General features: G+C 61.0%; 11 protein-coding genes. 3 read left to right on the forward strand and 8 right to left on the reverse strand.

Features of this window, described 5'->3' with window-relative positions:
• Positions 1 to 99 precede the first annotated feature (99 nt).
• The 8 genes from AB1J88_RS08705 to gspG all read right to left on the reverse strand — a co-directional run bounded on the left by AB1J88_RS08705 (position 100) and on the right by gspG (position 10,180).
• Positions 100 to 1,212 (reverse strand): substrate-binding domain-containing protein, encoded by a 1,113-nt coding sequence (locus AB1J88_RS08705; RefSeq protein WP_430290803.1) that lies wholly within the window; start codon positions 1,210 to 1,212, stop codon positions 100 to 102.
• 519 nt (positions 1,213 to 1,731) lie between these two features.
• Positions 1,732 to 2,946, reverse strand: coding sequence for a type II secretion system inner membrane protein GspF (gspF, locus tag AB1J88_RS08710; protein ID WP_430290805.1), 1,215 nt, complete (start codon positions 2,944 to 2,946; stop codon positions 1,732 to 1,734).
• Positions 2,946 to 4,352, reverse strand: a complete 1,407-nt coding sequence (gene gspE / locus AB1J88_RS08715; RefSeq protein ID WP_222014841.1) for a type II secretion system ATPase GspE — start codon at positions 4,350 to 4,352, stop codon at positions 2,946 to 2,948. Before gspE ends, gspF begins: the two co-directional genes overlap by 1 nt.
• Before the next feature lie 307 nt (positions 4,353 to 4,659).
• On the reverse strand, positions 4,660 to 7,041 hold the full coding sequence (gene gspD, locus AB1J88_RS08720; protein ID WP_430290807.1) for a type II secretion system secretin GspD: 2,382 nt from the start codon (positions 7,039 to 7,041) through the stop codon (positions 4,660 to 4,662).
• Entirely contained in the window at positions 7,038 to 7,586 is a 549-nt protein-coding gene (gene gspM, locus AB1J88_RS08725; protein ID WP_430290809.1) for a type II secretion system protein GspM, read from the reverse strand. The genes gspD and gspM overlap by 4 nt, the downstream gene beginning before the upstream one ends.
• The gene (gspL, locus tag AB1J88_RS08730; protein ID WP_430290811.1) at positions 7,579 to 8,763 is read right to left on the reverse strand and encodes a type II secretion system protein GspL; all 1,185 of its coding nucleotides are present in this window, start codon (positions 8,761 to 8,763) and stop codon (positions 7,579 to 7,581) included. The genes gspM and gspL overlap by 8 nt, the downstream gene beginning before the upstream one ends.
• Positions 8,760 to 9,713 carry a type II secretion system minor pseudopilin GspK gene (gspK, locus tag AB1J88_RS08735; RefSeq protein WP_430290813.1) on the reverse strand — a complete coding sequence of 318 codons (954 nt, stop codon included), beginning with the start codon at positions 9,711 to 9,713 and terminating at the stop codon, positions 8,760 to 8,762. Before gspK ends, gspL begins: the two co-directional genes overlap by 4 nt.
• An 8-nt stretch (positions 9,714 to 9,721) precedes the next feature.
• Complete coding sequence (gene gspG / locus AB1J88_RS08740; protein ID WP_041062388.1) at positions 9,722 to 10,180, reverse strand: type II secretion system major pseudopilin GspG; 459 nt, start codon at positions 10,178 to 10,180, stop codon at positions 9,722 to 9,724.
• 148 nt (positions 10,181 to 10,328) lie between these two features.
• On the opposite strand from gspG, the gene gspI reads away from it, so the two are divergent.
• The 3 genes from gspI to AB1J88_RS08755 all read left to right on the forward strand — a co-directional run bounded on the left by gspI (position 10,329) and on the right by AB1J88_RS08755 (position 12,853).
• A complete protein-coding gene (gene gspI, locus AB1J88_RS08745) occupies positions 10,329 to 10,703 on the forward strand; it encodes a type II secretion system minor pseudopilin GspI (protein ID WP_430290815.1) in 375 nt (124 codons plus the stop codon).
• Positions 10,704 to 11,176: 473 nt separating this feature from the next.
• Positions 11,177 to 12,280, forward strand: coding sequence for a hypothetical protein (locus AB1J88_RS08750; RefSeq protein ID WP_430290816.1), 1,104 nt, complete (start codon positions 11,177 to 11,179; stop codon positions 12,278 to 12,280).
• 3 nt (positions 12,281 to 12,283) lie between these two features.
• Positions 12,284 to 12,853, forward strand: coding sequence for a LemA family protein (locus AB1J88_RS08755; RefSeq protein ID WP_430290818.1), 570 nt, complete (start codon positions 12,284 to 12,286; stop codon positions 12,851 to 12,853).
• The last annotated feature ends 206 nt before the right edge of the window (positions 12,854 to 13,059 follow it).

Here is a 13,059-nt window from a genome sequence, read left to right on the forward strand (position 1 = left end):
AACGGATGTCACACAAACTTCATGTTCGGCGTGTATTCGAGCCAAAAAAAATGACGGCAACCCCAAGGTTGCCGTCATCGGCGTTACGACCGCGCGAGCTTACAAAGGACGACCGATAGCGTTGCAGACGCTGGCGTTGTTGATGTCCAGGTTGTTGCCCGAAGTGTTGGTGATGAAGTTGGCGGTGACCGCGGTTTTCCAGGCGTTAGGCACGGCGACGAACTTGTGGGCCTGAGTCGCAGTGTTGTTGCCCGGGTTGCTGTAGTGCTGAGTCAGGAAGGCTTTGACGGCCGCGGCCACGGTTGCATCCTTGTAGCACTGACCGAAGATGAAGTTGGTGTAGGCAGCCAGTTTGTAACCCGAAGCCGGGTTAGCCACCACGGGCGACCAGTTGGCAGGGTTTGCAGCCTGGGCCGGGGTCGAAGGAGCCGACACCGACGACAGTGCCAGGGTGACGTTGAGCGACGTTGGCTGAACGCCGTTGACGCGAGCAACAACAGCGTTGCTGGTAGCGTCGACACCGTCCGGACCGACATAACCGATCGAACCGTCAACCGCGTTCACGGCGGTGGCGACATCGGCAGTGTTGGCGACGCCGACCCAGTTCGACGGCAGTGCCGAACCGGCTGGCAGACGCGCGTTGGTGAAGGTGGAGTTGGTGGCGAACTGAGTCGGGCAGACCGAGTTCAAGTGACGGCTGAGGATTTCCGAAGTGCCGCTGGAAACGTTGCGGTAAACAACGCGAATCGGTGTGGTGTCAGTGGTGCCGAGCAACTGGCCCCAAGTGGTTTTGGCACCGGAGAACGCATCGCACAGTTGAACGCTGGTCAGGTTCAGCGCGGTCTGGCCGGCTTTTTTGTACGGGATGGCAACCGAAGTGGCCACCGACGGCAGTTGAATCAGCGGGCCGTACGAAGCGCCGTACGTGGTGTTGTAGGTGCTGATTTCCGAAGCGCTGAGGATCGAGTCGCTACCGGCGAAATGCACGGTGCCGGTGGTGCTGAAGCCGGCCGGGTTGTTGGTCAGGAAAGCGGTCTTGCCGGCACCGCTACCCACGGCGGCGTAGCTGAAGTTGGCAGGCAGGATGCTGTCGGCCGAACCTTTGTACAGAGCGGCTGGCAGCGTGGCGCCGCCACCGGTAACGGCCATGGCCTGGGCGGAAGCCAGGGCGGCGACGGTCAGGGAAGCGGCGATCAGAGTGCGCTTGAACATGAAGAATCTCCTTTTCAACGATGGTTGTGAACACAGGTTTTCAGGGGACTTGCATGACACTGGGAAGACTCACCGCTGACCTTTGCAAGCGGGCCCGGGGTTAAGTCGCAGTGAGAAATTCGCAGTTTCCGGTGACAGATAAAGGAAAAAACCTCGGGAGCTGCGCGGGGTATTTCAGGGGGTTTTCTCGGGTGTTTGCGGGGGATTGCGCGGCGTCTGGATCGTGGGTTTGGCTGAAACTGGCTGCAGCCGTTGCGGGGTGGTTGCAGATGACAGAAAGGAGAACCCGAGGATGGTTCTTTTGAGGCTCGGGTGATGCTGAAGTCCTGGTAAAAAAGTCTGAGTTATTTGTTGTTCTGCATGGCCCTATCGCAGGCAAGCCAGCTCCCACAGGTGGATGGTGCTTACTCCATTCTCTGTAGGAGCTGCCGAAGGCTGCGATCTTTTGATTTTGCTTCTGCTTTTCAAGATCAAGATCAAGATCAAAAGATCGCAGCCTTCGGCAGCTCCTACAGGGGGTTATTGCACCAACTGGTTGATCTCGATGATCGGCAACAACACTGCCATCACAATCACCAGCACTACCCCACCCATCACCACAATCATCAGCGGTTCGAGCAACGCGGTCATGCCCATTGCCCGCCGTTCGATATCGCGCGACAGGGTCTGCGCCGCACGTTCGAGCATCGGCGGCAGCGCGCCGGTTTTCTCGCCGCTGGCGATCAGGTGAATCAGCACCGGCGGAAACACGTTTTCCACCCGCAACGCCGCCGCCAGGTTGACCCCTTCGCGAACCTTGGCCGTGGCGTCGCTGACACTCAGGCTGAGCCGATCATTGGATAGCGTCTGCCGCGCCGCCTCCAGCGCCCGCAACAACGGCACCCCGGCACCGCCGAGAATCGCCAGGGTCGAGGCGAACCGTGCGGTGTTCAGGCCCAACACGAACCGTCCGATCAGCGGCAGTTTCAACACCCGATGATGCCAACTCAAGCGCGCCGCCGGATTGCGCAGGTACAGGCGCCAGCTCCAGAATGCCCCCGCGATCAGCGCCGCACACAACCAGCCCCATGCGCGAATGAAATCACTGGCGGAGAGCATCGCCAAGGTCAGCCCCGGCAAGTCCTGCCGCGCCTGGGAAAACGCACTGACCACCTGCGGCACCACGTAACTCAGCAGAAAGATCACGATGCCGATCGACACCAGCCCGACCACACCGGGATAGATAAACGCGGTGAGAATCTTGCCGCGCAGGTTGTTGCGTTCTTCGATGTAATCCGCCAACCGCTCCATGACCTGCGCCAGATCGCCAGACTCCTCCCCCGCAGCGATCAACGCGCGGTAGATCTCTGGAAAGTCGCGTGGCCGCGCGGCCAATGACTCGGCCAGACGCATGCCGCTGCGCACGTCGGCGCGCACCGCGCTGAGCGTGTGGGCGATGTGTTTTTTCTCGGCCTGCTCCACCGTCGCGCTGAGCGCCGCCTCCAGCGGCAGGCTGGCACCGAGCAGGCTCGCCAGTTGCCGGGTGGCCCAGGCCAGGTCGTTGTCCGACATCCGCGCACTGAACAAGCCACTGCCGCCGCCATGCTGGGCGACGTTGCTTTCCTTGTGCACCGACAACGCGGTCAATCCACGACTGCGCAACACGCCGAATGCCGCGCCCTGGCTGTCCGCCTCCAGGTGCCCGGACTCGATCTTGCCGGTAGAGTCGGCGGCTTCAAAACGATAGCGATTCATCAGGCGTCTCGGGTCACACGGAGGATTTCTTCAGGAGCGGTGGCGCCGCTGCGAATCCAGCGCTCGCCGTCCTCGCGCAGGCTGAACATCCCGGCCTTGGCCGCTGCCGCGCGCAAGGCCTGCTCCCCTGCCCCTTGATGAATCAGGGTGCGGATGTCGTCGTCGATGCAGAACAATTCGTGGATGCCGGTGCGTCCGCTGTAGCCGGTGTGGTTGCAGGCGGCGCAGCCCACTGGCCGCCACGTGCCCGGTGCCGCCGGGTCTTCCTGCTTGCACTGATTGCACAGCCGTCGCACCAAGCGTTGCGCCAGTACACCGAGCATCGACGAGGCCAGCAGAAACGGCTCGACGCCCATGTCGATCAAGCGGTTGACCGCCGACACCGCATCGTTGGTGTGCAAGGTCGCCAGCACCAGGTGCCCGGTGAGCGAGGCCTGCACGGCGATTTGGGCAGTTTCCAGGTCGCGGATCTCGCCGATCATGATGATGTCCGGGTCTTGCCGCAGGATTGCCCGCAGCGCCAGGGCGAAGGTCATGTCGATCTTGGCGTTGACCTGAATCTGGCTGATCCCCGGCAGGTCGTATTCCACCGGGTCTTCGACGGTGAGGATGTTGCTGGTGCTGGCGTCCAGTCGCGCCAGCGCGGCGTAGAGGCTGGTGGTCTTGCCGCTGCCGGTGGGGCCGGTGACCAGCACGATGCCGTGGGGCTGGCGGATCAGCTGATCGAGTTTGGCCAGCACCTGCGCGTCCATGCCGAGGGTTTCCAGATGCAGGCGCCCGGCCTGTTTGTCGAGCAAGCGCATCACCACGCGCTCGCCATGCCCGGTGGGCACCGTGGAAACGCGAATATCAATCGGCCGCCCGGCCACCCGCAGCGCGATACGGCCGTCCTGCGGCAAGCGTTTTTCGGCGATGTCGAGCTGGGCCATGATCTTGATCCGCGACACCAGCGCACCGTGCAATGCCTTGCGCGGCGAGACCACGTCGCGCAGGGTGCCATCGACCCGATAGCGCACCACCGAATGGGTTTCGAACGGTTCGATATGAATGTCGCTGGCCTCATCGCGCGCGGCTTGAGTGAGCAAGGCGTTGATCATGCGGATCACCGGCGCGCCGTCCTGAGTGTCGAGCAGGTCGGTGATTTCCGGCATGTCCTGCATCAGGCGGTCGAGGTCGACTTCGTTTTCTGCCGCACCGACCACAGCGGCGGCGCTGCCGGTGTCGGCATAGGCGGAGGCGAGCAGACCGTCGAGTTCGTCGTCGCGCACGCGCCTGAGCGAGGTTTCACCGAACTGGCGCCGCACCTCGTTGATCGACCAGCCCGGCGTCGATGGGCAAACGGTCAGCACGCCGTCGCACAACAGAATGCGCTGGGCCTTGGCCCAGGCGTAGGGCAATGCACTCATCTACACCCTCCCCCCATGACAATACAATCCCGTGTAGGAGCTGCCGCAGGCTGCGATCTTTTGCGTTTAAAGATCAAAAGATCGCAGCCTGCGGCAGCTCCTACAGGTCCAGCGTCGCCCCGGCTCTCTATGGTGAGGGGAATTCTTGTGGTGAGGGGATTTATCCCCGATGGGCATCGCAGCAGCCCCGAAACCTGACATCCGAATCCATCTGATTGACCGCGTGCATAGGTTTTGGGGCCGCTTCGCTGCCCATCGGGGATAAATCCCCTCACTACAGGGTTACTTCTCATATTGAGGACTCTGTTCAAAAGCGTGTGCTCCCTTCAATCGGCACAGCCTTGATCGTCGCCCTCGGCCCCGTCCCCGGCACCACCGCCGGAACACCCTGCGCCGCCGTCGGCAACTGCGGCGCCTGCATGTCCGGCATTGCCCAGCTGCGTTCCGGTTGCAGGCCGCCCTGGGCGCGGCGCATGAAGTCGTAGCGGTTGAGGGTGATGCTGCGACCCGCTTCGCTGTCGCGAATGATGTACGGGCGCAGGAACACCATCAGGTTGGTCTTGCTGATCGCCCGGCGCTCGTTGCGAAACAGCGCACCGATTCCCGGCAATGTTCCCAGCCAAGGCACCGCTTCATTGCTCTGGCTGTAGCCGTCCTGCAGCAAGCCGCCGAGGACCATGATCTGGCCGTCGTCGAGCAGGATACTGGTGTCGATTGCGCGCTTGTTGGTGACGATCCCCGCCGCTCGCGCGCTGACTGAAGCACGTTCGTCGATGCTGCTGACTTCCTGATAGATATCGAGCTTGACCGTGCCGCCCTCGGAAATTTGCGGCCGCACATTCAGCTTCAAGCCCACCTCTTCACGGGTCACGGTCTGGAACGGATTGTTGCTGGTGCCCCCGCCGCCAGTGACGTAACTGCCGCTGACAAACGGAATGGTCTGGCCGACAAAAATACTCGCCGCCTCGTTATCGAGGGTCAGCAGATTCGGCGTCGACAGCACGTTGGTGCCGCCCTTGCTCTTCAGCGCCCGGGCCAGCACTTTCAGGTCGAGAATCTTGCCGATGCCGGGGATATCGACCGTGCCGTTGACGTAGCCGAGGTTCAAACCCTGCGGCAGCACATCGAGGCTGGTCTTGCCGTTGAGGTTGATCCCCGAACCACCAAGATTCGCCCCGCCAATCACACCTTTACCGCCGAGATTGCCGGTCTGCCACTGCACACCGAATTCGCTGGCATCGTCCTCGCCGACCTCAACAATCAGGCTCTCGATCACCACTTGCGCACGGCGCTGGTCGAGCAAATCGATGACCTCGCGCAGGTTGCGATACAACGGCTCCGGCGCGGAAATCAGCAACGTATTGGTGGTGGCGTCAGCCTGAATCGTCACCCCGCCAGCGCTGAACGCAACGTTCTGCTCGCTGGCCTGATTGCCGCCGCTGCCGGTCGAACTGCTGCCCTGCGCATAACTGCCACCTGTGCTGCCAGTGCTCGACGTGGTCGAGGTGTTGCCACTGGTTTGCGTGCCGCTCTGCGCACCCGATCCGCCATTGTTGTTGCCATTGCTACCCATGGCACTGAGCACCGAGCGCGCACTGTCGCTGGTGCCGCTGTCGCTCTCGCCAGTCAGCAGCCCGCGCAAGGCCTGCGCCAGTTTCGCCGCTTGCGCGTTACGCAGATACACCACATGCAGATTGCTCGGATTGCTCTGCGCGTTGTCGAGTTTGTAGATCAGGTTGCGCGCCAGCTCGGTGCGCTCGGGGCTGCCGGCGCGGATGATGATGGTGTTGGAACGCGGGTCGCCGATCACCGCGATTTTCTGCGTCGGGTCGTTGCCCGGCGCGTCGAGCAGATCGGCGACCATCGGCGCGATGTCGGCAGCGATGCCGTTCTGGATCTGCACCACGTCGGTGTCGATCGCGCTCGGGGTGTCGATGGTCTGGATCAACTGGGCGACGCGCGTGAGGTTCTCGGCGTAATCGGTGACGACGATGGTGTTGTTGCCTGGGTAGGCATTGATCGGATTGTTCGGCGAGACGATCGGGCGCAGCACCGGAATCAGGTTCACCGCGTTCTCGTATTGCAGGCGAAAGGTGCGGGTGAGCATGCCGTTGCCGGCGGGTTTGTCGGCACTGTAGATCGGGCCGCCGAGCAGTTTCGCATCGGCCTCCGGCACCACCTGGGCGACGCCGCCGACATCGACCACGCTGAAACCCTGCATGCGCAACGCCGCGAGCAGCATGTCGTAGGCCTGGCGTGCCGGCACCTGACCTTCCGAGACCAGCGTCAGGCTGCCCTTGACCCGAGGGTCGACCAGAAACTGCTGACCGGTGGAACGCGATAACGCGCGCACCACCGCCTGAATATCGGCGTCGACAAAATTCAGCGTCACCGGTTGATCGCCCAGCGGATTGCTCGGCAGTGTGCTGCCGCGTGGGGCGCCGCCACTGCGTGCGCGTTCGGTGATGTTGTGCAGTTGCCGGGGTTGCGGCGCGGTTTGAGCCTGGGCGCGTTGCCGATCGAGCAGCGCATCACCGCTGCGTTGGGTGTTGGCCAATGGGCGGCCAAGTTCGCTGTCCACCAGCAACGGCGGCTGATTCGGCGGCGTGGTGGTGTTGCTGCACGCGCTCAACGCCATCAGCAGCATCGGCAACGCCAGACGTGCCGGTTTGGATCCTGACCCCTTCATGAAGCTTCCTTAGCGCCCAGCGCCTGATCCATGCGAACGGTGCCTGACAATGTGCCGGCAGTGACTTCGGTCGAAGCGTTGTCGGCGCGTTGCAGACGGGCCTCGACCACTTGCAGAGAAAGTTGTGCCGGAGTGCTCAGCAGCCAGTCGAGCAGCGCATCGGCTGGCGCCGCGTCGAACGTCAACTGCCACGCGCCAGTCTCCCCGGCCTGCAATTGATAGTGCCCGGCCAGGCCGCTGGCCTGCAGCGTTTGCTCAAGAGACTGCGCCAAGCTTTGCCCTTCGGGGCGCACGCTGACCTCGCGCAGCAGCACTTCAAGGGCTTCGGCCTGCGCACGCAACTTCGGCGTTTCGCTTTGCCAGTAAGTGATTTTTTTCAGCGGCGGCTGAATCAATGCGACCCACACCAACAGCGACAGCAGCACCACCGCCATGCCGCCGACCATGCGTTTTTCGCGCAGGGCCAGCGCTTGCCAACGCGCCTGAAGTTGCGCGCTGAAACGCTGCCAACGGGCGCGATAAACCGCGAGCGATGCCTTATTCATCTTCTGCTCCGCTGTCGTCAGCGCTGTCGTCGGGGGTGGTGACTTCGTCGCTCGGGCGCAGCAGCCAGCCTTCATCGTCAGCCGTCGCACTGATCCCGACCTGGGCCAATGTGGCTTGCCAATCCTTGTCCTTGTCATTGGCGCTGCGCCGGGCATCGGCCAGCAGACTCAACTGCAAGGTGCCGTCGACAAACGTCAGGCGCTCGACCGTACCGGCCATGAACGGCATGCCGCTGCCGGCCTGCAACACCAGCCGATTGAACGGCTGCGCCGGGTCCTCCGCCGCGCCCTTCTGCCGCGCCGCCAATTGCTGACGCGCCTGCTGCAGCGGATTGAGGATCACCGGCAACTCGGGAAAGGCCTGCTTCACCCGCTGCGCCATCTGCGCCTTGAGCTGCTGGCCCTGACTGGCTTCGCGAGCGGCATACAGGTTCAAGCCGATCACCCACACCGCCACCGCCAAGGCGCACAGCCCCAGCGCCCGGCCCCAACCGCGATGCTCGCTACGCTGCTGTTGCACCGCGCCGTGCAGGCCCCAACCGGGTAACGGCCCGGTCCAGCGTTGCGCCTCGGCCATCGGCAATTGCGCATCCGGCGGTGGCGTGGAACCGATCCAGTGCAGCGGCGTACCGCAGGTCAGCAGCCAATCGCCAATCGCCTCGTCGAACAGCGGCTGCACCCGCGCCACCTGCACGCTTTCGCGCAGTAACAAATAGCCATCCTGCCGACAAGCCACCGTGCCCGGCAGCACCGGCAAGCGGTACGCCGCCGAGTACAAGCCGCGCAGATTCAGACCGGACTGCTTCAGCAATTCCCCCAGATGCTGCAAACGCTGACGCGGCGCCCAGGCAATCTGCACCTGCCCCGCTTCATCCCGCGAACTGTGAGCGATGTGCATGTCATTGCAGTCGCCGAGCATCAAGGCCTGCGCCGCGCATTGCACCGCCGCTGCGGTCTTGTTCGCCGGTAGCGGTGGCAGGTCGATGCTCGCCAACAGGCTGTCCGCCGGGTGCAGATAAGCGCTGAGCGGTGGCTGCTTGGGTGACTGCCCCAGTTGGCTAAAGGTCTGGCGCTGTTCACGAATGACCTGCCCCTGACGGTCCAGCCACGCGCAGTCCATCTCACTGTCGAGACTTAACTGCGCCAGTGGCGGCAAACTCACACGCAACTGGCTCATGCGCCCACCCGCGACCAGATCACTTGCGGCAGACGATCCTCGCTGCGGTGCAGCAACGCATCGAGACTGACCCGACGCTGATCACGCCGTGCCTCGCCACGCAGACGAAACCAGTCACTGGTGATGCCGACCTTGACGCTGGTCAGCTCCAGATTCGGCATGCGCAAGCGGTTGACGAAATCGCCACGGTTGATGAACCAGCGCCCGGCGTCGCGCTCATTGATCAGCGCCTGCGCCCGCTCCAGCGACAACCCCGGCACATACGCGGCCAACACTGGCGCGGTGGCGGTATTGCCATTGAGCCAGGTGGTCGCGGGGATCACCGTCAGGTATGGCGCCAGTTTGCCAATGACCACGTCATTCACACCCTCGACGCTGCGCAGATCATCGACACTGCGCAGCATCGGCAACTTCGGATGCTGTGGCTTGCGCGACGCATTCGGCGACGTGGCGCGGCCACTGTCAAAGGCGTTTTTGCTCGTAGTGTTTTCGGCAATCTGCGGGTTCAACAGGTACGGATAAGAGCCGATCACCCGCTGACTGATGCGCTGACTCAACCCGGCGCTGATGCCGATCAACGCGCACAGCCGCTGAAACGCCTGCACCTGCGCCTCATCGATACGCTCGTTGGCCACCAGATTGCGCAGGTTGAACTTACCCTGCTCATCCTCCAGCCGCCCCTCGAAACCTTGCGCATTCAAACGCTGCGCCCACGGCTGATCGAGCCGGGTCAGCGGATCACGCTGCCGCGCATCCCAGAGCAATTGCCGGCTGATCTCCAGACCACCGTGCAACACCCAGCGCCCCTGCACCCGATGCTGATCCGCCTCCAGTGCGCGGGTCGAAACGCTCTGCCGGGTCAACATCCCCGCCGCAATCACCGCGACCACTGCCGCAATCAACAGCGCACTGATGATCGCCATCCCCTGCTGGCTCGATTGGCTGTTCATCGCCGGCCTTACAGCTGCCAGGAACCGATGTCGGCATTCACGCCGTCGCCGTCAGGCTGACCGTCGGCACCGAGGGAAAAGATATCGATCTCACCATTCGCGCCGGGGTTGAGGTACTGATAAGGACGACCCCACGGATCATTCGGCAGACGCTCCAGGTACGAACGCCAGTTGCTGTTCTTCGCATCCGCCGGCCGCTCCACCAGCACTTTCAGACCCTGGGTCATGCTTGGATAAGTGCCGTGATCGAGGCGATACAACTTCAGCGCCTGCATCAAACCGCCAATATCCTGCTTCGCCGCCGTGGCCCGCGCCTGATCCGGCCGATCCAGCACCTTGGGCACCACCATCGCCGCCAGAATCCCGAGAATCACCACCACCACCATGATCTCGATCAGGGTAAAACCCTGCTGCCCACGCGGCATCCGGCTCGGTCGTCCGGGCTGTTTGAACTGCGCGATATCCATCTCGACATTCCCTTGGCTTGATTCGATTCGACGCGCAGTGTTGCAAGAAGATATGTCAGGGATGTTGAAAATCCTCGGGAGCTTTCGTCGTCAAGCCGTCAAGGACGCGGGTTAGGGTCGAGGGCTGTGTTTTGGCTTTGGGCCATTTATGCCTACGCGCTCCCGAGAAAACGGATTCACCCTGATTGAAGTGCTGGTGGCACTGGCGATCATTGCCGTGGCGATGTCCGCGGCTGTGCGCGTGGCCGGGTTGATGACGCAGAGCAGCGGGGTTTTACGGGATCGGTCGGTGGCGATGATTGCGGCGCAGACACGCATGGCGGAGTTGCAACTTGAAGGCCGATTGCCGACCGGTGTGAAAGCGGTTGATTGTGATCAGGGACGGTTGTTGTTGCGGTGTGAGCAGGTAATCGCAGCGGCTGAAAATGGCCGATTGCTCAAGGTCGGCATCCAGGTCTTCGACCGCAACCAGGATGCCCCGCCCCTGGCCCGCCTGGAAACCCTATCGAATCGCCCCCTGTAGGAACTGCCGAAGGCTCGGGCCGCGATCGGACGATTTTTTGATCTTGTTTTTTAAAATCAAAATCAAAAGATCGCAGCCTCCGGCAGCTCCTACATAGATATCTCAGGCAACAGACAGCGCATCAGCCATAACCACCGCTACCCGCCCAGCTCCAAAAGTTTCAGCCTCTTATACGATATCCGCGATCAACTTATAACCCTGTGGTAGCGGGCTTGCCCGCGAAGGCGCCAGAATGGCCGACGTAACATCGGGGAGCGGATTTACTTTTTCTTCAATGCGCAATGCCTTAACGATGATTGCCTGTCGAATGTCCGATCATTTCCAGAGGATGGTATCGGCCGGAAGCAGTCAGCGCATGACAATGGTATTGTCCACTCCTTTTCATTGTTTCTGACAGATTATGAATAGAGTCAAACTCTCAATCCGGGCCGTTGCTCCGGCACCAGGCATCCCTGAATCCATGGATACCTGACATGGCAAACACATCGCAAAACGCGAGATTAAATGAGTTGCTGGGCATGTGCGAAGCCAGTATTGACAGGGCTAAGTCCAACACCGACTTATTGAAGGTGATCCATCAGTTCGTCTCTTACGATGGCCCGCTCGAATTCGATCGCACACGCGCATGGTGGTTTTTCGGCACTGGCCTGTTCTTGCTCGCGAGCGCTGTGGCTCTTTATTGGCTTGGGAGCATCTATAGCGTCGCTTTGTTCTTTTACCGGTTGGAAATTGATCCCGACTCGTTCGGTATGGGCACTGGTTTTTTTGGCATCGTGATTGCCGTCTGGAGTCTGGCATGGATGAAAACCACATCTGATCGGTTGCCGTCGCTCAGTAAAAGAATTGCTCGACTGTCATCCTACTTCGACAACGGACTGACCTTCCTGAGTGAAGACTCGGCCACGACCCTCAAGAAACTGGACACGGAATTTGGTGATTATCGCCGGGGCGACTACAGCCGCGAGTTGGTCGAGTCGGTACGGGGTGTATTTACCGGCACGATGCGCAACCTGCCTTACACGTACCGCCAACTGCACTATGTCAACAAACGAGAGGTGAGCACCACGGTTACCGACGAGAAGGGCAATACCAAAACGGAGACTCGAGTGGTGTACGACCACTATGACCGGTACAGTTTGGTCATCGACTTTCCTTGGGTCACCGGAATATCGGTCAGATCTGATTACCAGTCAGAGAACGACTATTCGCACCCCATGGACACGGCTTCGCCGGATTTCAATAAAGCGTTCCGTTTGACCGGTCGCAGCGAGATGCTCTGTGCGAAATTTATCAAGCCTTCGACGGTGCTGCACTTGCTGAAGCTATTCGACATTCTCGATCGTCCGAACCTGGAGTTCGCGGAAAGTGGAAAGCTTTGCCTCAGCTTCGCGAGCAGCGACCTATTCGCGTTCGGTACTGAGTATTCGCTGGCTACACCCAAAAGGTTTTACTCAGAAATATCTGCGGGTGTCGATCTGCCGCGCCTGATGTCTGCGCTCCAATGGAGCCATGCACTCAGTGAGCTGCACGATGACAACTTTACCTCCTCGCTCCCAACAAACCGCCAAGAGAAGTAAGCAATGGACATTACCCTCATCCTCTCCGCTGTGATCGCTGTAGTCATAATCATCGCGGGTTTCAGCATCTACAACGGCATTATTGGGGGACACAACCGAGTACAACGTGCCTGGTCGGACGTCCTCGTTTATGAACGCCAGAAGACCAAAGTTCTCGATCAGCTGCAAAAGGTGCTCGCAGATTTCATGGTCTTTGAAGCCAGCCTCCTCGAAAAAATCGCCGGCCTTCGCAGCGCGGTCCACGCCCTTCCTGCTGGAGCAGACGGCAATGCCCTCACGAAAGTTGAAACCGCCTCGCGGGAACTGATGGGTGGCTTGCGCATTGCTTTTGAGGCCTACCCTGACCTGAAAGCATCCGAAGCCGCGAACAACATGATGCGTGAAATTGCCGAACAACAAGAAAACGTCGGCGCTGCCATCACCATCTACAACCGCAACGTCGAACTGTTCAACAACTCCATCGAAATGTTCCCTGGCTCAGTCGTAAACGGCCTGTTCAACAAGAAAACGCGTGTGACGCCGTTCACCGATACCGAAGCTTCGCAAGGCTTCTCCTACTCCCCGAATATCTAACACTTGTAGTGCTTCAAACCATCACTCGCGAGGGTGATGGTCGACCACCTCCCTCATTTAGCCGAACACGAATGTCCGTGCCCAACCCATAACCTTGTGGGCAAGTTCACAGCAGCGTCTACAGGTTTTGGGTGTCCGCAAATTACGCATCCACCACAAACCCGGTGGGAGCGAGCCTGCTCGCGAAGGCGCCAGAACGAACACCC

Source organism: Pseudomonas sp. S8, assembly GCF_050473925.1.
Lineage (GTDB): Bacteria > Pseudomonadota > Gammaproteobacteria > Pseudomonadales > Pseudomonadaceae > Aquipseudomonas > Aquipseudomonas parakoreensis.